Source organism: Sphingobium estronivorans (genome assembly GCF_008692605.1).
Lineage (GTDB): Bacteria > Pseudomonadota > Alphaproteobacteria > Sphingomonadales > Sphingomonadaceae > Sphingobium > Sphingobium estronivorans.
The window spans coordinates 1-20,162 of record NZ_LFCT01000042.1; the positions used below are offsets into that span (position 1 = coordinate 1).

At 64.5% G+C, this 20,162-nt stretch carries 24 protein-coding genes; 14 read left to right on the forward strand and 10 right to left on the reverse strand.

From position 1 onward, the window contains the following. Positions 1-286: 286 nt before the first annotated feature. The gene (aroB, locus tag F7P65_RS21100) at positions 287-1,396 is read right to left on the reverse strand and encodes a 3-dehydroquinate synthase (protein ID WP_150295424.1); all 1,110 of its coding nucleotides are present in this window, start codon (positions 1,394-1,396) and stop codon (positions 287-289) included. Beyond that, the gene (locus F7P65_RS21105) at positions 1,387-1,935 is read right to left on the reverse strand and encodes a shikimate kinase (protein WP_150295426.1); all 549 of its coding nucleotides are present in this window, start codon (positions 1,933-1,935) and stop codon (positions 1,387-1,389) included. The genes aroB and F7P65_RS21105 overlap by 10 nt, the downstream gene beginning before the upstream one ends. Positions 1,936-2,012: 77 nt before the next feature. Here F7P65_RS21105 and F7P65_RS21110 point away from each other — a divergent pair, with 77 nt between their 5' ends. The 5 genes from F7P65_RS21110 (at position 2,013) to F7P65_RS21130 (ending at position 7,451) form a co-directional block, all read left to right on the forward strand. Beyond that, positions 2,013-2,201 carry a hypothetical protein gene (locus tag F7P65_RS21110; protein WP_150295428.1) on the forward strand — a complete coding sequence of 63 codons (189 nt, stop codon included), beginning with the start codon at positions 2,013-2,015 and terminating at the stop codon, positions 2,199-2,201. A 5-nt stretch (positions 2,202-2,206) separates the two neighbouring features. Then, the gene (locus F7P65_RS21115; RefSeq protein WP_150295430.1) at positions 2,207-4,024 is read left to right on the forward strand and encodes a hypothetical protein; all 1,818 of its coding nucleotides are present in this window, start codon (positions 2,207-2,209) and stop codon (positions 4,022-4,024) included. Then, positions 4,024-4,941 (forward strand): tyrosine recombinase, encoded by a 918-nt coding sequence (locus F7P65_RS21120; protein WP_150295432.1) that lies wholly within the window; start codon positions 4,024-4,026, stop codon positions 4,939-4,941. Before F7P65_RS21115 ends, F7P65_RS21120 begins: the two co-directional genes overlap by 1 nt. 11 nt (positions 4,942-4,952) lie before the next feature. Next, positions 4,953-5,897: an acetyl-CoA carboxylase carboxyltransferase subunit alpha gene (locus tag F7P65_RS21125; RefSeq protein WP_150295434.1), complete on the forward strand. Its 945-nt coding sequence runs from the start codon at positions 4,953-4,955 to the stop codon at positions 5,895-5,897. Between the two features lie 87 nt (positions 5,898-5,984). After that, the gene (locus F7P65_RS21130; RefSeq protein WP_150295436.1) at positions 5,985-7,451 is read left to right on the forward strand and encodes a M48 family metalloprotease; all 1,467 of its coding nucleotides are present in this window, start codon (positions 5,985-5,987) and stop codon (positions 7,449-7,451) included. Positions 7,452-7,511: 60 nt separating this feature from the next. Here F7P65_RS21130 and F7P65_RS21135 read toward each other — a convergent pair whose 3' ends face one another. Together F7P65_RS21135 and F7P65_RS21140 are read right to left on the reverse strand one after the other, a co-directional pair. After that, entirely contained in the window at positions 7,512-7,673 is a 162-nt protein-coding gene (locus F7P65_RS21135) for a Flp family type IVb pilin (RefSeq protein WP_150295438.1), read from the reverse strand. Between the two features lie 139 nt (positions 7,674-7,812). Beyond that, entirely contained in the window at positions 7,813-7,998 is a 186-nt protein-coding gene (locus F7P65_RS21140; RefSeq protein ID WP_150295441.1) for a Flp family type IVb pilin, read from the reverse strand. A 77-nt stretch (positions 7,999-8,075) separates the two neighbouring features. On the opposite strand from F7P65_RS21140, the gene F7P65_RS21145 reads away from it, so the two are divergent. Beyond that, complete coding sequence (locus F7P65_RS21145; protein ID WP_150295443.1) at positions 8,076-8,483, forward strand: (deoxy)nucleoside triphosphate pyrophosphohydrolase; 408 nt, start codon at positions 8,076-8,078, stop codon at positions 8,481-8,483. A 121-nt stretch (positions 8,484-8,604) separates the two neighbouring features. Here the strand turns inward: F7P65_RS21145 and bfr are convergent, their stop codons facing one another. The 3 genes from bfr to F7P65_RS21160 form a co-directional block, all read right to left on the reverse strand. Beyond that, positions 8,605-9,084 carry a bacterioferritin gene (bfr, locus tag F7P65_RS21150; protein WP_150295445.1) on the reverse strand — a complete coding sequence of 160 codons (480 nt, stop codon included), beginning with the start codon at positions 9,082-9,084 and terminating at the stop codon, positions 8,605-8,607. 149 nt (positions 9,085-9,233) lie between these two features. Continuing rightward, positions 9,234-9,404 carry a (2Fe-2S)-binding protein gene (locus F7P65_RS21155; protein ID WP_025547882.1) on the reverse strand — a complete coding sequence of 57 codons (171 nt, stop codon included), beginning with the start codon at positions 9,402-9,404 and terminating at the stop codon, positions 9,234-9,236. Between the two features lie 54 nt (positions 9,405-9,458). Further along, entirely contained in the window at positions 9,459-10,688 is a 1,230-nt protein-coding gene (locus F7P65_RS21160) for a DUF418 domain-containing protein (protein ID WP_150295447.1), read from the reverse strand. 62 nt (positions 10,689-10,750) lie between these two features. Between F7P65_RS21160 and F7P65_RS21165 the strand changes: the two genes are divergently transcribed. Beyond that, entirely contained in the window at positions 10,751-11,518 is a 768-nt protein-coding gene (locus F7P65_RS21165) for a methyltransferase domain-containing protein (RefSeq protein ID WP_150295467.1), read from the forward strand. On the opposite strand, the gene purT is transcribed toward F7P65_RS21165, so the two are convergent. Both purT and purL read right to left on the reverse strand, forming a co-directional pair. Next, a complete protein-coding gene (gene purT, locus F7P65_RS21170; RefSeq protein ID WP_150295449.1) occupies positions 11,519-12,688 on the reverse strand; it encodes a formate-dependent phosphoribosylglycinamide formyltransferase in 1,170 nt (389 codons plus the stop codon). It abuts the gene before it with no gap. 73 nt (positions 12,689-12,761) lie between these two features. Beyond that, a complete protein-coding gene (purL, locus tag F7P65_RS21175; protein ID WP_150295451.1) occupies positions 12,762-14,939 on the reverse strand; it encodes a phosphoribosylformylglycinamidine synthase subunit PurL in 2,178 nt (725 codons plus the stop codon). 121 nt (positions 14,940-15,060) lie between these two features. On the opposite strand from purL, the gene F7P65_RS21180 reads away from it, so the two are divergent. After that, positions 15,061-15,489, forward strand: a complete 429-nt coding sequence (locus F7P65_RS21180; protein WP_150295452.1) for a DUF805 domain-containing protein — start codon at positions 15,061-15,063, stop codon at positions 15,487-15,489. Positions 15,490-15,552: 63 nt separating this feature from the next. On the opposite strand, the gene F7P65_RS21185 is transcribed toward F7P65_RS21180, so the two are convergent. Beyond that, entirely contained in the window at positions 15,553-15,933 is a 381-nt protein-coding gene (locus tag F7P65_RS21185; RefSeq protein ID WP_150295454.1) for a hypothetical protein, read from the reverse strand. Between the two features lie 179 nt (positions 15,934-16,112). Here F7P65_RS21185 and F7P65_RS21190 point away from each other — a divergent pair, with 179 nt between their 5' ends. From F7P65_RS21190 to F7P65_RS22665, 6 genes are all read left to right on the forward strand, one after another. Next, the gene (locus F7P65_RS21190) at positions 16,113-16,373 is read left to right on the forward strand and encodes an exodeoxyribonuclease VII small subunit (protein ID WP_150295456.1); all 261 of its coding nucleotides are present in this window, start codon (positions 16,113-16,115) and stop codon (positions 16,371-16,373) included. Positions 16,374-16,399: 26 nt separating this feature from the next. Continuing rightward, positions 16,400-17,287 (forward strand): polyprenyl synthetase family protein, encoded by an 888-nt coding sequence (locus F7P65_RS21195; protein ID WP_150295458.1) that lies wholly within the window; start codon positions 16,400-16,402, stop codon positions 17,285-17,287. Positions 17,288-17,291: 4 nt separating this feature from the next. After that, positions 17,292-17,801 (forward strand): pantetheine-phosphate adenylyltransferase, encoded by a 510-nt coding sequence (coaD, locus tag F7P65_RS21200; protein WP_150295460.1) that lies wholly within the window; start codon positions 17,292-17,294, stop codon positions 17,799-17,801. 96 nt (positions 17,802-17,897) lie between these two features. Beyond that, entirely contained in the window at positions 17,898-18,665 is a 768-nt protein-coding gene (locus F7P65_RS21205) for a peptidylprolyl isomerase (RefSeq protein ID WP_150295462.1), read from the forward strand. 28 nt (positions 18,666-18,693) lie between these two features. Beyond that, positions 18,694-19,728, forward strand: coding sequence for a tRNA preQ1(34) S-adenosylmethionine ribosyltransferase-isomerase QueA (queA, locus tag F7P65_RS21210; protein WP_150295464.1), 1,035 nt, complete (start codon positions 18,694-18,696; stop codon positions 19,726-19,728). Positions 19,729-19,990: 262 nt separating this feature from the next. Further along, positions 19,991-20,162, forward strand: a 172-nt coding sequence (locus tag F7P65_RS22665) for a 5'-nucleotidase (RefSeq protein WP_420853332.1), incomplete at its 3' end; no start/stop codon positions are given.

Genomic DNA, 20,162 nt, shown 5'->3' on the forward strand with positions numbered 1-20,162 from the left:
TCATGATGTAGGTGTAGCCGCCTCCGGCCATGCCCTACTGTCGCGGGTTCAGGCCTGAGATGCCAGCCTTCGCTGGCATGACGTAGGATTTTTCATCTGATTTCCTGAAAATAATCCGATGCCCGCCAGTCCGCTACCCACCCTTTCGTCATCCCAGCGCAGGCTGGGATCTCGGGAGATGGCGCGCGACATGGCCTGGGACCCCAGCCTGCGCTGGGGTGACGATGAGGGCCTAGGCGTGACGGAGGGGCGGGCGTCTGCAAACCACCCGAATCCCCACTCGGTATCAAGCCGCCGCCCGATCCTCATCCAGAAACGCGGCCACATCGTCCAGCACGACATCCTTCGAGAGGAAAGTCTGCCCAATCCCTCGCGCCAGCAGGAAGGGCAGGGTGCCTGCCGCCATCTTCTTGTCGTGCAGCATATGCGCGACCAGCGCTGGGCCGTCCGCCGTCACCTGCGCGGTGGCAAGGTCATAGGGCAGCCCTACGGCCTTGAGGTGCGCGGTTACCCGTTCGGCCTCTTCCGCCGCGCACAGCCCCAGCCGCGCCGAATAGCGGAACGCCAGCGCCATCCCGGCCGCCACGCCCTCGCCATGGAGCAGCGTGTCGGAAAAGCCCGTATCCGCCTCCAGCGCGTGGCCGAACGTATGGCCGAGGTTCAACAGCGCCCGCCGGCCGGAGGTTTCCCGTTCATCGTCGGCCACGATGGCGGCCTTGGCGGCCACGCTGCGCTCGATCGCATATTCGCGCGCCTCGGCATCGCCTGCGAGCAGCCTGTGCCCCTCCGCCTCGCACCAGGCGAAGAAATCGGGATCGTCGATCAGGCCATATTTCACGACCTCGGCATAGCCCGCCCGCGTTTCCCGCACGGGCAGCGTGTCGAGTGTCGACGGGTCGATCAGCACCAGTGCGGGCTGATAGAAACTGCCGATCAGATTCTTGCCCGCCCGCGCATTGATCGCGGTCTTGCCGCCGACCGAACTGTCGACCTGGGCCAGCAGCGTCGTCGGAACCTGGATGAAATGGCATCCCCGCTTCAGGATGGAGGCGGCAAAGCCGACCAGATCCCCGATCACGCCGCCGCCCAGCGCCACCACATGGTCGCCGCGCTCAATCTCCAGCGCCAGCAGCGCGTCCAGCAGTTCCTCCAGATGGCGCCAGCTCTTGGTCTGCTCGCCCGGCGGCAGGATGACCGGCTCGACCGCGATATTGGCGGCGCGCAGGCTGGCCTCCAGCCGGGAGAGTTGGGCCTTGGCGACATGCGCGTCGGTCACGACCACCAGCCGCCCCTTGCGGGCATAGCTCGCCAGATAGCCGCCCGCGCGGTCCAGCGCGCCCTGCTCGATCACGATATCGTAACTGCGCGCATCCAGCGCGACGCGGACTAATGCCATTGGGAAAGCTTCTCCATGATGCTGTCGACCGCCACTTCATGCGGGGCGGCGGCGCTCTTCACATGAATGGGGCAGAGCGCGTAGACGGGATTGCGGATCGCCGCCAGTTCGGTCAGCACGACGCGGGGGTCCTTGCCCTTCAGCAGCGGCCGTCCTTCGCGGCGCGATACCCGGTCGACCAGCGTGTCGATATCGGCGTCCAGCCAGATGGCGAGGGCATGGTCGAGGATCAACGTGCGCGTATCCTCCTGCATGAAGGCGCCGCCGCCGGTGGCGATCACCTTGGGTTCGCCGTCCATCAACCGGCCGATCACGCGCCGCTCGCCGTCGCGGAAATAGGCCTCGCCATAGCGTTCGAACATCTCGGTGATGGTCATGCCCGCGGCCTTTTCGATCTCCTCGTCCGCATCCACGAAGCCGAGGCCCAGCCGTGCCGCCAGCCGCCGTCCGACGGTCGATTTGCCCACGCCCATCATGCCGACCAGGACGATGGGACCGCGCTTCACGGGCGCCGGGGCGGATTTGCTGTTTCGCTGCATGGCGAGCGGGGCTATACAACCCCGCGTCAACAAGGCAAATCGCAACTTTCCTTCCAGGTCGAGCCAGAACAGGACTCATGAAGCGCAATCGTTCCTACAGCAGTTTTGAAGGCAGTTCGCGTCGTCGCGGACGGTCGCTGCCGATCATTCCCGTCATCGCGGTTGTCGTGCTGGTCGCGATCATCGCCCTGCTCTGGTCGCGCGGCGGCGAAAAGCCGCAGAGTCGCGTGGAAAAGGTCATCCCCGCCGAAAAGCTGGGCCACTAAGCGGCATGGGCCGGAGGCGGGTGAATGTGAAATGGGCGCTGGGCAGCTTCGCGCTGGCCCTGACCCTGCCCGTTATCGCGCAGCAGGCGCCCGAATCCCTTTTGCCGCCCGGCTTTGGCGAAGCGCCCGCGGCGCCCGCGCCTGCGCCGTCTCAGCCCGCCCGGCCGCCTCAGGGACCCGCCGCGCCGCCGGCCCCGACGCCCGCCGTTCCGATCCAGCCGCCGACCTTTGCCGTGTCGAACGACATGGCCGACAATGCCGCCGATGAACCATTGTCCGAGGAGGAGATCGCGGCGGAGAAGGCCAAATATGACCTTCCCGAAAATGCGCATCGCCCACTGGACCGGATAGGGCCGCTGACGCCCGAACGGCTGGGCATGGCGTCCAATGCGTTCGGGACGCAATCGGGCCAGTTTCTGGCCACGCTGATGAAGCAGACGCATGCGCCGATCACGTCGCGCTGGGCGTCGATCCTGCTGCGGCGGGCGCTGCTGTCGGCCACCGACACGCCGGGAGATATTGAAGGCGCCGACTGGGTGGCGGAGCGTGCCTGGCTGCTGCTGCGCATGGGGGAAGCGGACAGTGCGCGCCTGCTGGTGCAGAGCGTCGATTCGGACCGGTTCACCCCGCGACTCTATGCCATCGCCATGCAGACCTATCTGGCGACGGCCGATCCGGCAGGACTGTGCCCGCTTTCGCCCGGCGCCCTGCGGTTCAGCAAGGAGCCGGGCTGGGACATGACGCGGGCTATCTGCCCGGCGCTGTCGGGGGATCAGGGTTCGGCCAGCGGCGCGCTCAATCAGGTGCAGCGGCGCGGCGTGGTGCGCGGCATCGACTATCGGCTGGCGGAAAAGGTGGTCGGCACCGGCTTCAACGCGCGCCGCTCGGTCAAGATCGAATGGGATGCGGTGGATCGGCTGACGGCCTGGCGTTTTGGGCTGGCGACCGCGCTCAATGTGCCGATACCCGACGATCTCTACGCCACGGTCGGCCCGCATGTCCGTGCCTGGGAAGCCCGCGCGCCTGCGCTGACGGCGGCGCGGCGCCTGCCCGGCGCGGAAATGGCGGCGCGGCTGGGCGTGTTTTCCAACAAGGCGCTGGTCGGCTTCTACAGTCAGCTTGGCGTTGACGGCGACGCGCCTTCTGCTGCCGCCGACCGGATCGACGCGCTGCGCACTGCTTATTCCGGGGCGAATGCGGAGGATCGGCTGCAGGCGATGCGGACGGTCTGGCAGAATGAGGCACGGCCCGATTTCGTCGGGCTGATCGCAACGGCGCGGGCGGCGGCTGCGCTGCCGGTGTCGGAATTGAGTGCGCGGGACGCGGCCAATCTGGTCGCCGCCATGTTCACGGCGGGTTACGACCGCAGCGCCGCTGCATGGGCGCGCCTTGCCGCCCAGGCGGACGGCGATGGCGCGGGGGACCTGTGGGCCTTGCTGGCCGTGGGCGCGCCCAGCCCGGTCGTCGATATGAGCAGCGGGCGCGTCTCGTCCTTCGCCAAGGGAGCCGACGCCCGCAAGACGCAGATGCTGATCGCCGCGCTGGCGGGGCTGTCCCGCCTCAACGCGAAGGACAGCGCATCGCTGGCGCAGGATAATGGCCTCAACCTCGGGACGACCAGTCGCTGGTCACGCGCCATCGATGCGGCGGCCGGGCGCGGGGAGACGGCCAGCGTCGCGCTGCTGGCGGCGGTGGGCATGCAGACGGCGGACTGGAACCGACTGCCGCCTTTCCACCTCTATCATATCGTCGCCGCGCTGCATCGCGTCGGGCTGGACCCGGAAGCACGGATGATCGCGGCGGAGGCGATGACGCGGCTCTGATGGGGGAGGATGCCGCGCTGATCGACCGCTTTCTGGAAATGATGGCGGCGGAACGGGGTGCATCGCGCAACACGCTGCTCGCTTATCGCGCCGATCTGATGGGCGCGGCGGAGATTGTCGGCGGCCTCACAGGCGCGACCAAGGATGGCATAGCCGGCCTGGCGAGCGCCTGGGCGGAGCTGGCGGCCTCCTCCGTGGCGCGCAAAGCGTCGGCCCTGCGCGCCTTTTACGGCTTTCTGGAAGAGGAGGGGCTGCGTGGCGACAATCCCGCGACCGCCTTGCCACGCCCGGCGACGCGCCGTCCGCTGCCCAAGATATTGTCGACCGGGGAAGTCGATTCGCTCTTCGTCCTGATCGCGGAAAAGCTGGCGGTTGCGCATCCCGCGCCGCTCGATCTGCGCCTGTCGGCCCTGATCGAGCTGCTCTACGGCTCGGGCCTGCGCGCGACCGAACTGGTGTCGCTGCCCCGTCGCGCGCTGGCGGCGGACCGGCCCTTCCTGATTCTCAAGGGCAAGGGCGCGCGCGAGCGGCTGGTTCCCATTTCGGACCGTGCCCGCGCCGCCGTGGCGGCCTGGCTGCCCCATGTCCCGGTGGAAAGCCCCTGGCTGTTCCCCTCCGGCAAGAGCCATGTCAGCCGGATTCGCCTCTACCAGATGGTGAAGGCGCTCGCCGCTGCCGCCGGGATCGCGCCGGAGCGGGTCAGTCCCCATGTGTTGCGCCACGCCTTCGCCACCCATTTGCTGGAGGGCGGCGCGGACCTGCGCGCCCTGCAATCGATGCTGGGTCATGCGGACATCGGCACCACGCAAATTTACACCCATGTCGACAGCCGCAGGCTGGTCGAACTGGTCAACAGCCGCCACCCACTCGCTTCGATGACGCATCGGCGCGTTGACGGCGACGTGTCATCGCCCTAACGCCATGCGCCATGGTTAGTTTTCTCGAATTCGAAAAGCCCATCGCGGAGTTGGAAGCGCGCATCATCGAATTGCGCGCCACCGCCAATGTGGGCGATATCGACATAAGCGGCGAGATCGACAAGCTCGAGCAGCGCGCGGCGAAGATGCTGGTCGACAGCTATGCGAAGCTGTCGCCCTGGCAGAAGACGCAGGTTGCGCGCCATCCCGACCGTCCGCATTTCAAGGACTATGTCGCGGGCATGTTCGACAATTTCATGCCGCTGGCCGGAGACCGCGCCTTTTCGGACGATCAGGCGATCCTGGGCGGCTTCGCGACGCTGGGCGACCGGCGCGTGGTCGTGATCGGCCATGAAAAGGGCGATGACACGGCCAGCCGGGTCCGCCACAATTTTGGCATGGCCAAGCCTGAAGGCTATCGCAAGGCGATCCGCCTGATGCAGTTGGCCGATCGTTTCGGCCTGCCCGTGGTGACGCTGGTGGACACGTCGGGCGCTTTCCCCGGCGTGCAGGCGGAAGAGCGCGGTCAGGCGGAAGCCATTGCCCGTTCGACCGAACAATGCCTGGCGCTGGGCGTGCCGATGGTCGCCGCCGTGGTGGGCGAGGGCGGCTCGGGCGGCGCGGTTGCGCTGGCGGCGGCCAATCGCGTGCTGATGTTCGAACACGCGGTCTATTCGGTGATCTCGCCGGAGGGCTGCGCCTCCATCCTCTGGCGTACCGCTGACAGGGCGAGCGACGCGGCCACCGCCATGCAGGTCACGGCGCAGCATCTGAAGGCGCTGGGCGTCATTGACCGCATCGTGCCTGAACCGACCGGCGGCGCTCATCGCGAGCCGGTGCAGGCGATTGCCAATCTGGGCGCGGCCATCGGGGAGGAGCTGGATGCGCTGTCCGGCATGAGCGCCGACGCGCTGCGCACCGATCGCGCCGACAAGTTCCTCGCCATCGGCGCCTGACCGCCCGACCCTCTGTCGGCGGGAACCCGTGCCTGCTATCCCTCGTTTCGTCATGGTAACAGGGGAGCAGGAGGGGTCGTGAAATATATGTCATCTTGGGCCTATGCAGGACTGGGCCTGATCGTTCTCGCCGCCGCGCCATCGGTGCAGGGGCAGCAGCGGGCGATTCGCACCGTTTCGTCGATCAGCCCGCAGGACAAGGAATCCGGCGCCAAGCAGCATCCGCAACTGCTCAACGAATTCGGCGGCGCTTATGCCGGGCCGCAGGCGAAATATGTGGAGGGCGTCGGCCGCCGCATCGCCGTTCAGTCGGGCCTGTCCAACGCGCAGGGGGACTTCACCGTCACCCTGCTCAATTCGCCGGTGAACAACGCCTTCGCCATTCCCGGCGGCTATGTCTATGTTACGCGCCAGCTCATGGCGTTGATGAATGACGAGGCGGAACTGGCCGGTGTGCTCGGTCATGAAATCGGCCATGTCGCGGCCCGGCACGGCCAGCGGCGGCAACAGGCGGCACAGCGTAACGCCATTGGCGGCACGCTGCTTCAGGTGCTGACCGGGGCATTGCTGGGCGATTCGGCGCTGGGGGGCCTGCTGCAAAAGGGGATCGGTCAGGGCAGCCAGTTGCTGACACTCAAATTCTCGCGGTCCCAGGAATATGAAGCGGACGATCTTGGCATCCGCTATCTGGCATCGGGCGGTTATGATCCGCGCGCCTTGTCGACCATGCTCGCCTCGCTCGCCGCGCAGAGCAGCCTCGACGCCCGGGTGACCGGAAATGCCCGGTCCGTGCCGGAATGGGCAAGTACCCATCCCGATCCCGCTTCTCGCGTCGGCCGCGCCGCGCGCAACGCCGCCGCCAGCGGATCGACCAGCACGGTGCGCAATCGCGATGCCTTTCTGAATGCGCTGGACGGCGTTCTCTATGGTGACGATCCGAAGCAGGGCGTGATCGAGGGCAGCCGTTTCCGGCACCCCGACCTGCGGCTGAGCTTCACCGCGCCGCAGGGTTTCGGCATGGAAAATGGCGCGAATGCGGTCACCGTCGCGGGATCGGGCGGGCAGGCGCAGTTCGGCGCGGCGCCTTTTTCCGGCGATCTGTCTGCCTATATCGATTCGGTGTTCGCCAAATTGGGCGGCGGTGACGCGGTCCCGCCGGGGGAGGTCCGTCGGACGACGGTCAACGGGCTTCCGGCGGCATGGCGCACGATCCGGGCCAGCACCCAGTCCAGCCAGGTCGATGCCACGGTCTTCGCTTATGATTTTGGCGGCGGCAAAGCCTATCACTTCCTGCTGCTGACGGCGGCAGGGCAGGGGGTCGGTCCATTTTCGACCATGGTGCAATCGGTGCAACGCCTGTCCGCTCAGGAAGCCGCCGCCATCAAGCCGCGCCATGTCAGCGTCCTCACCGTCAAATCCGGCGACACCGTCCAGTCGTTGGCCAAGCGCATGGCTTATGGCGACTATCCGCTCGACCGTTTCCTGACGCTCAATGCGCTGACCGCCAACAGCGTGCTGCGGCCGGGGCAGCGGGTGAAGATCGTTAGTTGGTGAAGGCAAAGAAAAAGGGCGGCGGGATCGCTCCCACCGCCCTTTTACGATCAGGATCCGAACTTAGTTCAGGTTGCCCGAAACCTTGGTGAAGGTGTTGTTCAGCTTGCCGCCGAGGCTGGTCATGGCGCCGATGGCGGCGACGGCGATCAGAGCAGCGATCAGGCCATATTCAATGGCGGTCGCGCCCTTTTCGTTCTTCAGCATCTTACGGATGAACTGCATTGGAATTCTCCTTGCCTCAAATTCAACGTTTAACTACCCGGCCGGCCCCCCGCTTCGAATGAAGGTCAGCAACGGCAGATGTAGAGGATGTCGGTTGATAAAGATTTAATGGGCGAAAAACGCTGTCAGATATTGATGGTTAATGCGCGAGAACTTCTGTCGCTACATTGTTCCACATGCCGATCGTCTTGTTGGCGACGCTTGACAGGGCGCCGATGATGGCCAGACAGATGAGGGCGAGGATCAACCCATATTCCACCGCCGTTGCGCCGCGTTGGCAGTATATGAGCTTCCAAAGGCGGAAGTTTTTGAACAACGCGCGCATGTCGCACCCCATTTACACACAGCCCGAATGTCCTTGTAAAAGTGGCAGAGTTAACAAACCCCTCAAGCCGGACCGTTATGACGATAAATTCTCCTCTATTGGTGGTCGCCGCCGCTTTGGTCGACGCGGATGGCCGTGTCCTTTTGCAGCAGCGGCCGCCCGGAAAGCCGATGGCGCACCTCTGGGAATTCCCCGGCGGCAAGGTGGAGCCGGGCGAACCGCCCGAAAGCGCGCTGATCCGCGAATTGGAGGAGGAATTGGGCATCCGCACCCATGCAAGTTGCCTGGCGCCCGCGGCCTTTGCCAGCGAACCGCTGGGCGACAGGCATTTGTTGCTGTTGCTCTATGTCTGCCGCAAATGGCAGGGCATTGCTGAAGCGCGGCACGCGACCGCGCTACAATGGGTAAGGCCGGCGCAGATGTATGCGCTGGACATGCCGCCGGCGGACTTGCCGCTCATCGGCCTGCTCGATTCGCTGATTTAGAGCATCGTGCGAGAAGGTGGACTCCGGCTTTTCGCGAAGAACGACGCGACAACATGAATGGAGCGCGCTTCAGGGAAGGGGGCGGGGCGGCACGCCGGATGCGCCTGCCCCGCCGAAAGGCTTATTCTTCGGCTGCCTTGCTTTGCAGCTGGATATAATTCTGGATGCCCATGCGGTCGATCATCTCGAACTGGGTTTCCAGCGTATCGACATGCTCTTCCTCGCTTTCGAGGATGTGCTGGAACAGGTCGCGGCTCACATAGTCGCGGATCGATTCGCAATAGGCGATGGCGTCCTTCAGCACCGGGAGCGCTTCATATTCCAGCTCCAGATCGGCCTTCAGGATTTCCTCCACCGTTTCGCCGATCTTCAGGCGGCCGAGCAGCTGGAAATTGGGCAGGCCGTCGAGGAACAGGATGCGCTCCGCCAGCGTGTCGGCGTGCTTCATCTCGTCGATCGACTCTTCATATTCGAACTTGGCCAGCTTCTCGACGCCCCAGTGGTTGAGCATGCGATAATGCAGGAAATATTGATTGATCGCGGTCAGCTCATTCTTGAGCACCTCGTTCAAATAGTCGATGACCTTGGGATCGCCCTTCATGGGGTTTTTCTCCGGCTGTTGGAAAAGTGCCGGGAGTATAGGCGTTTCGGTCCCGTTTGTTAATCCGGAAAGCCGCGGAAATCCGCCATTTTCCTCCACGCTATTGCGTGGAGTTCGCGCTTTTCAAATGCGCCTGATTTGCATTGGCCTTAAATGGAGGCGCGTTCGGCAGCGATGATGGTCCGGGCGAAGGGCACGCACTGACCGCATTTGGGCCGCCGGCCGAGGCGCGCATAGGCGCTGCAAGGCGTCGCGCAACCTTCGCGCGCGACTTCCTTCAGATCTTTTTCACGAATGGCATTGCAGACACAGACAACCATGCAAATCTCCTGCAAAGGGAGATAGCTTAAGTGATAATAGGTCGCAATAGTGATTTAATCGCTGTTGCGAATCTTTTGCGTCTGGCCCCTGGCGAGTGTTCGCCACAGCCACTCCATCGGTCCCAGTGCGAATCGCTTTTGCCAGAGCGGTGACCAGAGCAGCATGAATATCCACGCCGGAATCACGAACAGCGGCAATTGACTATAGCGCATGTGGCCGAACAGGCCCAAGCCCCATCCGTAGAAAATCGCGCACATGACCAGGCTGGTGCCCAGATAATTGCTGAGCGCCAGGCGACCGACAGCCGCGATGCGATGGGCCGGCGCGCGGTCGCGATAGCGCGCGAACAGCCACAGGATCAGCGCAGCCCAGCCGACCGCCAGCGGAATGCGGAAGGGGAAGGACCATGCCAGCACCGTGCCCAGCGCGGGCAGCGCGGCGAAGCCGCTGCCGATCACCCACGCGGCAAGGCCCGCCATCGGGATCAGGCCGATCAGGAAGCAATGGCGCGCCGTTCGCCAATATTGCTCCGCCTGCCAGCGCCCGGTCAGGAAACCGCCCTTGAGCATCGCCATGCCCAGCAGCATGAAGCCCAGCGTGTCGAACGCCACGAAGGGGAGCGTCGTCACCCACTGGCCGCCGAACAGGGCGACATGATGCAACAGGATGCCCGCATAGCCGCCCCTGTAGATTGCGATCTCGCTGCGGATCGCGGGATGCATCGGATTGGAAAAGGACTCGATGAAATAAGCGAAACCGGCGCTGACATTGGGCGCCGCGGCATGGCTCCAGGCGTAGAGCGTGGCGATGAAGGAAGCGCAGACGAGGAAATGCAGCAGGAAGAAGAGAAAGGCCCATTTGACCAGCGCCAGCGGTTCCTGACGCACGAAAAGCAGCGCGGCGAGGCCGACCAGCGCATAGATCATCAATATGTCGCCCCACCACAGCAATAGATAATGGGCCAGGCCGAAGACGAACAGCCACGCCGCGCGGAGCATCTGCGCCCGGCGGCCGTCCCGCCCCGCCATTTCCTCCCTGTCGATCAGCAGCAGCATCGACGCGCCGAACAGCATGGAAAACAGCGCCCGCATCTTACCGTCGACCAGCAGGAAGCTCACCGCCCAGAAGATCATGTCGCCGGCCGAGAGCGGTCCCGCTGCCGCCGGGCTGAAATAGGCCTGTTCGGGCAAGGCGAAGGCCGCGATGTTCATCCAGAGGATTCCCATGACCGCGCAGCCGCGCAGCACGTCCATGGCGGGAATCCGGGAAGAAAAGGCGGTCATGGGGCAGGATGGTCCTTGAAGAGGCTGGAAAAGCGGGTGTGGCTCTGTCAATGCGACTAGCCATGAACGGCCACCGCAAGCAACGAATAAGCGACGCTTTCGGCGCGGCGGCGCGGCATTATGACGATCATGCCGGGCCGCAACGGTGCGCGGCGGCGCTGGTTGCCGATCTCGCGCAACGGCAGAAGCCCGGCGGCGTTGGGCGGATATTGGAGATTGGCTGCGGCACCGGCTTTCTGACGCGGGATATTCAGGCCCGCTGGCCGGGCGCGGAACTGGTGGTGACGGACCTGTCGCCTGCCATGCTGGCGCGGGCGGCGACCGGAGGGCTGGTCGCGGGCACGTTTGTGACGATGGATGGAGAGGCGCCGATATTCGAGGGTGAATGGTTCGACCTCATCCTCTCCAGCCTGGCCTTTCAGTGGTTCGACGATCTGGAGGGCGCCATTGCCCGGCTGGTCGGTTTGTTGAGGCCGGGGGGGAGCCTCATCTTCTCGACCATGGGACGGGGCAGCTTCGCCCGCTGGCGCGCGGCGCACGATGCCAGTGCCATGGTCGCCGGGATTCCGGATTATCCTTCGCTCGAAACGCTGCGGTCGATGCTCGGCCGCTTCGAGGATGGCTTTGCCTTTGACGAGGATTATGCCTTGCCGTGCGGCGGTGCGAAAGGGCTGATCGCGCATTTGAAGGGCATTGGCGCCGTGGTGCCGAACGAGGGGCGCAAGCCGCTCGGTCCGAAGGACTTGCGCCGGGTGATGGCGGCCTTTGACGAGAGCGGCGGCGACGATGTCTATCAGCTGTTGTTCGGGCGCGTGACGCGCGCCGTTTAGCTATTCCCCATAGATGATCCGCACCTTGCCTGCCGCTTCCGCCGCGATGGCGCGCGCCGAGTCGGCGTCTTCGGCGCGGGCAAGGGCCACGCCCATGCGGCGATAGGGACGCGTCGTCGGCTTGCTGAAGAGGCGCAGATCCACCTCGCCGCCCGGCGTCGACAATGCGTCCGCCAGCCCTTCGAACCGGAAATCGTCCGATTCGCGATCCGCCAAAACGACCGCCGAAGCCGCGGCCCCATGTAGCATCACGTCCGGCATCGGCAGGCCGAGGATTGCGCGGGCGTGCAGGTCGAATTCGCTGAAATTCTGCGAGATCAACGTCACCATGCCGGTGTCATGCGGGCGAGGCGACAGTTCCGAGAAGATGACATCCTCGCCCTTCACGAAGAACTCCACGCCGAAAATGCCGTAGCCGCCCAGATTGTCGACGACCTTCCGAGCCATGTCCTGCGCGGCGGCGAGGGCCGCGTTCGACATGGGAGTGGGCTGCCAGCTTTCCTGATAATCGCCGCGTTCCTGCCGGTGGCCGATGGCCGGGCAGAAGCTGACGCCATCCCGGCTACGCACGGTCAGCAGCGTGATTTCATAGTCGAAGGCGATGAACTCCTCGACGATCACGCGGCTGCGGTCGCCGCGCATGTTGGCGACGGCATAGTTCCACGCCGCTTCCAGTCCGTCGGCGCTGCGCACTGTGGTCTGGCCCTTGCCGGAGGAGGACATGACCGGCTTGATGACGCAGGGCAGGCCGGTATGCGCGGCGCCCGCCAGCACTTCCTCCAGCGTTTCGGCATAGCGATAGCGGGACGTGCGCAGACCGAGTTCCACCGCCGCGACCTCGCGGATGCGGTCGCGGTTCATGGTCATGATCGTCGCGCGGGCGGACGGGACGATGGTGATGCCCTTCGCCTCGAAATCGGCCAGAACCTCGGTGCGGATGGCCTCGATTTCGGGGACCACGAAGTCGGGCTGATGCTTTTCGATCGCCTTGGCGAGCAGGTCGCCGTCGAGCATCGAGAAGACTTCGAACCCGTCCGCGACCTGCATGGCGGGGGCGCCTTCGTAGCTGTCGCAGGCGATGACCTCAGCCCCGAGGCGCTTGGCGGAAATCACGAACTCGCGGCCGAGTTCGCCCGAGCCGAGCAGGAGAATCTTCGCGGTAAAGGCCATGGAGTTTCTCCTCAAAGCCGGCCGTGAAAAGCAACGCGCTCCTGCCTTCGCAGGAGCATGATTGCGCTGTGCCTTAGAGCTCAGCGTCCATCAGCGCAGGGAAGAAGCCTTCATGCGCGCTACGCAGATCGGCCAGCGCCACGCCCGCGACCTTGTCGCCCCGGCAAGTGCCGATCTTCACGGCGCCGACAATCTCGACGCCCTGCGGCGCAGCGACGATGTAGCGGCCCTGATCCTCGCCGAAGGCGCTCGCCGTCGTGAGGGCAATGCTGAGCTCCGCGCCGATGCCGCCTGCCAGCGCCATTTCGGTCACGGCAACCAGCAGGCCGCCATCGGAAATGTCATGCACCGCATTGACCTTGCCCTCCGCGACCAGCGCGCGGACGGCCTCGGCGTTGGCACGCTCGGCGGCCAAATCCACCTTGGGCGCGTCGCCCGCTTCCCGGCCCGCAATCTCGCGCAGCCAGATCGATTGGCCGAGATGCGTGCCTTCTCCGCCGATGACCCAGATCGCGTCGCCTTCCTTCTTGAAGGCCACGGTCGCCATGGCGTCGACATTGCTCAGCAGGCCGATGCCGCCAATCGCCGGGGTCGGCAGGATCGCCGAGCCGCCGCCGGTCGCCTTGGATTCATTGTAGAGGCTGACATTGCCTGACACGATGGGGAAGTCGAGCGCGCGGCAGGCGTCGCCCATGCCCTCCAGGCAGCCGGTGAACTGCGCCATGATCTCCGGCCGCTGCGGATTGGCGAAGTTGAGGCAGTTGGTGACCGCGAGCGGCGTCGCGCCGACGGCCGAGATATTGCGATAGCATTCCGCAATGGCCTGCTTCCCACCTTCATAGGGGTCGGCATAGCAATAGCGCGGGGTGCAGTCGGTGCTGATCGCAATGCCCTTCTGCGAGCCATGGACGCGGACGACCGCCGCATCGCCACCGGGGCGCTGCACCGTGTCGGCGCCGACCATGTGGTCATATTGTTCCCAGATCCAGCGGCGCGACGCGATGTCGGGCGAACCCATCAGCGTGATCAGGTCCGCGCCGATATCGGCGCTCTCGGCGATCTCGCCCAACGGCTGGACGCCCGACCAGAGCTTATATTCGTCCTTCGGCATCGCCGGACGATCGTAGAGCGGCGCATCGTCGGCCAGCGGCGCGAGCGGAATGTCGCACACCGTCTCGCCCTTGTGGACCAGCACCATGCGGCCAGTGTCGGTCACATGGCCGATCACCGCGAAGTCCAGTTCCCACTTGCGGAAAATCGCTTCGGCAAAGGCTTCCTTGCCCGGCTGGAGCACCATCAGCATGCGCTCCTGCGACTCCGACAGCATCATCTCATAGGCCGTCATGCCGGTTTCGCGCTGCGGTACGTCGTCCATGTTGAGCTGGATGCCGACGCCGCCCTTGGATGCCATTTCCACCGAGGAGGAGGTGAGGCCCGCCGCGCCCATGTCCTGAATGGCGACGATCGCGTCCGACGCCATCAGCTCAAGGCAGGCTTCGATCAGCAGCTTTTCGGTGAAGGGGTCGCCGACCTGCACGGTCGGCCGCTTGGCGTCGGCATCGTCGCCGAAGTCGGCCGAGGCCATGGTCGCGCCATGGATGCCGTCGCGGCCGGTCTTCGACCCCACATAGACGATCGGATTGCCGATGCCGGATGCCGCCGAATAGAAGATCTTGTCGGTGTCCGCGACGCCAACGGTCATCGCGTTGACCAGGATGTTGCCGTCATAGGCGGGATGGAAATTCACCTCGCCGCCCACGGTCGGCACGCCCACGCAATTGCCGTAGCCGCCAATGCCATGCACCACGCCGCTGATGAGATGCTTCATCTTCGGGTGATCGGGACGACCGAAGCGCAGCGCATTCATGTTGGCCACCGGACGGGCCCCCATGGTGAACACGTCGCGCAGGATGCCGCCGACGCCGGTCGCCGCGCCCTGATAGGGTTCGATGTAGCTGGGGTGGTTGTGGCTCTCCATCTTGAAGATCGCCGCCTGGCCGTCGCCAATATCGACGACGCCGGCATTCTCGCCGGGGCCGCAAATGACCTGCGGGCCTTCGGTCGGCAGTTTCTTCAGGTGGATTCGCGAGCTTTTGTAGGAGCAATGCTCCGACCACATCACCGAAAAAATGCCGAGTTCGGTGAGATTCGGTTCCCGGCCGAGCGCGTTCAGAACGCGGTCATATTCTTCGGGAGAAAGCCCATGTTCGGCGACGACCTGGGGCGTGATCTGGGATGCGGTGCTGGTCATGTGCGCGCCTTTAGCTGGGGAGCGCCGGATAGACAATGCCATAGACAATCCTGGCGCTCGCGGTGGCCCATGAAAACATGCTAGCGTTCAGGCGTTGTGCAAATCGAAAGGGGATGCCTGCATGGAATGGATGCTGTTGCCGCTGCGCCGTTACGCCAAATTCTCCGGCCGGTCGCGGCCGAAGGAATATTGGATGTTCGTCCTGTTCCTGCTGCTTTGCTTCATCGCCCTGTCGCTGGTCGAAACCATGTTGGGCCTCACCACCACGGATCGCTGGGTGCAGCGCGGACCGTGGTGGGCCAGTGCGGGCTACAGCACGCGCGGTGGGCCGTTGACCGGGCTGTTCGCGCTGGCCATGCTGATTCCCAACCTGGCGGTATCGGTCCGCCGGTTGCATGATACGGACCGCAGCGGCTGGTGGCTGCTGATCGTCGTCTTTCCGCTCATCGGCAGCATCGTCCTGCTCATCTTCCTGATCATGGGCGGCACGCGCGGTCCCAACCGCTTCGGGCCGGACCCGATTGAAGCGGGGGAACCGGAACTGCGTTAAGGCAATAAAAAAGGCCGGCCTCCATATAGGGAAGGCCGGCCTGGACTGGGAAGATGAAAGGGATCAGGCCTTGCAGCTCAGGGCGCTCTTGCCCGGCAGGGTGGCGGTGATCTGCTTGTCCGAACCCTCGACCTTGTAGCCTTCGGCTTCGAAGGGCTTGCCGGCTTCGGCGGCGGTCAGCTTGGTCGCCGCGCCGTTCTTCTCGGTGCGGACCTGCACGGTCTTGCCGTCGCTCATGAAGTCGACGAACAGCAGGCTGTTGTCCTTGCAGCGATACTGGCGGCTGGCCTGCACCGAAGGCGGCAGCTCGACCGGCGCGGCATTGGCCAGCTTCTCAGCCATCGGATCGGCGGGGCCGCCGACGACTTCGGGTTCGTCATTCTTGTTGCAGGCCGACAGCAGCGCGACCGCCGCTACGGAGATGAGGGGGAGATAATATTTCATAGCGGTCCTTCTATGTGCATTAGCTGCGCTCAGCGTCAACGCAAAACTGCCATAAGTCCGCCAGCCCCTGACGCGACGTCATGACGTTTTCATGACGACGACGCGGGAGCAAAGCCGGAATCGGCACTCATGGCCCATGCGGACTTGACCGGGCGGGCAGGCGCGGCCAATGCAGGGCCATGGCGCAAGACAGCATGGTACAGCAGGGCGATCCGTCGCAAATGTCGTTCGAGGATGCGCTGCGCGCGCTCGAATCGATCGTTCGGCGGCTGGAGAGCGGCGATGTTCCGCTCGACGAATCCATTTCGCTTTATTCGCAGGGCGAGGAATTGCGGAAACGCTGCATGGAACGGCTTCAGGCGGCCGAGGCACGCATCGCCAAGCTGACCCTTGACGCCAGTGGCGCCGTGACGGGCGCGCAGCCCTTCGGCGCGGACTGAGTGCAAGGCCTTTGGGAGAGGCGGGCATGAGCCTGGTCGCCACCCGTGCCGCCGCCGTCGCGGCGGAAGTCGACCGTCTGTTCGACGCGCTGTTGGCGGTCCCGGACGATCCGCGCGCCCGCGTCTATGAAGCGATGCGCCATGCGGCCATGGGCGGGGGCAAGCGGTTGCGCCCGCTGTTGGTCCAGGCGGCGAGCGAACTGTTCAACATCTCGCAGGAATCGGCCTTGCGCGTCGGTGTCGCGGTCGAATGCATCCATGTCTATTCGCTGGTGCATGACGATCTGCCGGCGATGGACGATGACGATCTGCGCCGTGGCAAGCCGACGGTCCACAAGGCGTTCGACGAGGCGACGGCGATCCTGGCGGGCGATGCCCTGCACGACCTCGCCTTCGAAATGCTGTCGGATGAGGAAACCCATCCCGATCCCTTCGTGCGCGTCGATCTGGTCAAGGCTCTGGCCGTCGCCACCGGCGCCGGCGGCATGACCGGCGGCCAGATGATGGATCTGGAAGCGGAAAAGGCGAGCTTCGACCTCTCCACCGTCACTCGGCTCCAGCAATTGAAGACCGGCGCTCTGATCGGCTTCAGCGTCGATGCGGCGGCGATCATGGCGCGCATCCCGCCCGAAGCACGCACTCGCCTGCATGGCTATGCGCGCGACATCGGCCTTGCCTTCCAGATCGCCGACGACCTGCTCGACGTGGAAGGCGACGCCGACCTTGCCGGCAAGGCGCTGCACAAGGATGCGGCGGCGGGCAAGGAAACCTTCGTCTCGCTGCTGGGCGTGGAGCGGGCGCGGGAACAGGCCCGCCTGCTCGTCGAACAGGCCAAGGCGCATTTGCATGGACATGGCGCGGAGGCCGACCTGCTGCGCGCCATTGCGGATTATATCGTGGAAAGGGATCGCTAGGGGCATGAGCAAGCAGAGGGTGGGGGTTTATCCCGGCACGTTCGATCCGATCACCTTGGGTCATATGGACATCATCCGGCGCGGGGCGAAGCTGGTCGACAAGCTGGTGATCGGCGTCACGACCAACATTTCCAAGTCACCCATGTTCTCCGACGAGGAGCGGCTGGCCATGGTCCGCCGCGAATGCGCGGGGATCGACACGGAAATCGTCGTCACCGGCTTCAACTCGCTGCTGATGGACTTTGCCGAATCGCAGGGCGCCAGCATCATCATCAGGGGACTGCGCGCCGTCGCGGACTTTGAATATGAATATCAGATGGCGGGCATGAACCAGCAGATCAACGGCCGGGTCGAGACCGTTTTTCTGATGGCGGACGTATCGCTGCAACCCATCGCATCGCGTCTGGTCAAGGAAATCGCGCTTTATGGCGGGCCGATCCAAAAATTCGTCAGCCCGGCGGTGCGCGACGAGGTGGAGGCGCGCGTTGCGAAGCTCGGCCTTAAGGGCCAGTAAAGGCTCGACTCAGCCTTCGTTCAGTTGCCAATCGCGAAGAGGGCGTTATCAGAGGCAACTTCGCAACTGGCCAGACATATTAGGAAAGCTTCATTCATGCGGTTCACGTCGGCGCTCAAGACCGTGGCGATCGGTTTCGCTCTCTATGCATCGAGCGGCGCGGCCCTGGCCCAGGGCGGGGGAGGCAATGCCCAGGAAATGAAGAAGGAGGAGGCCGCCGTCCGCGCGGAACAGACGGCCAAGCAGCTCGGTCTCGACCCGGCTTCCAAGTTGCCGCCCGCGACCGTGCCGGTCGATCCGCAGAATGTGTGGGACCTCGATCTGTCGAGCGGCGGCCGCGTGCGCATCCAGTTGCGCCCCGACATCGCGCCGAACCATATCGAACGGATCAAGGAACTGACGCGGCAGGGCTTCTACAACGGCCTGAAATTCCATCGCGTCATCCCCGGCTTCATGGCGCAGGGCGGTGACCCGAAGGGCGACGGCACCGGCGGTTCGACGCTTCCCGACCTGAAGGCGGAATTCAACCCGATGCCGCATCTGCGCGGCACCGTTTCCATGGCGCGTGCCCAGAGCGACGATAGCGCGAACAGCCAGTTCTTCATCGTCTTCCTGCCGCGCATGCAACTCGACAAAAAGTACACCGTCTTCGGCCGCGTGATCGACGGCATGCAATATGTCGACGCGATCCATCAGGGCGAGCCGCCGGCCGATCCGACGATCATCCTGCAGGCCTCGATCGAAAGCGACGGCAAGCCGCCCGTGACCGCGCTGCCGACCCCACCCGCACCGTCGATCGTCGCGCCGCTGCCGGCCAAGAAGCCCGCGCCCGCGAAGAAGCCGGTCGCGCCGAAGCAGAAATAAGCATCTCCGCTCGCCGGGGCTGGATGTCATGCGCGTAGATCTGTTCGATTTCGACCTGCCGCCCGAGAGCATTGCGCTTCGGCCCGCCTCGCCTCGCGATTCGGCGCGGCTGCTGCTGGTGCCTGGCGAGGGAGCGTTCGAAGATCGTATCGTGCGCGACCTGCCTGACTTGTTGCGCGCGGGCGATGTGCTGGTGTTCAACGACACCAGGGTCATCCCGGCCCAGCTTGAGGGGATGCGCGGCAATGCCCGGATCGGCGCGACGTTGCACAAGCGCCTCGGCCTGCGGGAGTGGCAAGCCTTTCTACGCAACGCCAAGCGGGTGCGCGATGGCGACCGGATCGATTTCGGCGCAGGCGTCACCGCGCTTGCCGGTCCGCGCGACGAGGATGGCGGGGTCACGCTGAGCTTCGAGGGCGAAGAGCCGGTGGAGGTGCTGCTGGAGCGGGCGGGACGGATGCCGCTGCCGCCCTATATCGCCAGCAAGCGTCCCACGGACGAGCGCGACCGCAGCGATTATCAGACCATGTTCGCGCGGGAGGACGGCGCGGTCGCCGCGCCCACGGCGGCGCTGCATTTCACGCCTGAATTGATGGCGGCGCTGGAGGCGGCGGGTATCGCGACGGAAACGCTGACCCTCCATGTGGGGGCGGGGACATTCCTACCGGTCAAGGCGGACGACACCGACGACCATCGGATGCACGCTGAATGGGGACGGATCGATCAGGCGACGGCGGATCGGTTGAATGCCGCGCGGCAGGCGGGCGGGCGTTTGATCTCGGTCGGCACCACCAGTCTGCGCCTGCTGGAAAGCGCTTGCGGAGAGGATGGCATCATCCGGCCCTTCGCGGACGAAACGCGGATTTTCATCACGCCGGGCTATCGATTCCGGGCGATCGATGGGCTGATGACCAATTTCCACCTGCCCAAATCGACGCTGTTCATGCTGGTAAGCGCCTTGATGGGAACGGAAAAAATGCAATCAGCGTACAGGCACGCAATAAAGGAAGGCTATCGTTTCTACAGCTACGGGGACTCTAGCCTGCTGCTGCCTAAGGGTTAAGGTGGAAGGGGGCTTTGGCCTTATCGGCTGGATTGCCCCGACTAAAAGTGCCTTAACACCGGAGGGGCGTCGTTTCCCTGTGGAACGCGTTTTGGGCTTATGATTTCGGCGGGCTCGAAGCAAAGGGCGATAAAGCGGATGGCGGCGGATTGAAGCCGAATTCGGTTTGCATGTCGCAACGGCCGAAGATTTTCAGCAGAACGCATTGAAATGCCTTGGCGGGTCATTACGTTTGCGTCACTCTTTGGCATGACGGGGCTGCATGGCATATCCTATCGAAAGCAAACTTGTAGTTGGTATTACGTCGACTGCGCTTTTCGACTTCTCGCTTGAGCACCAGATTTACCAGCAGGAAGGTATTGAAGCCTTTCGGCGTTATCAAAAGGACCACCGAGAGAGGTTGCCAGAGCTGTCCGTCGTCAGAACATTTGGCG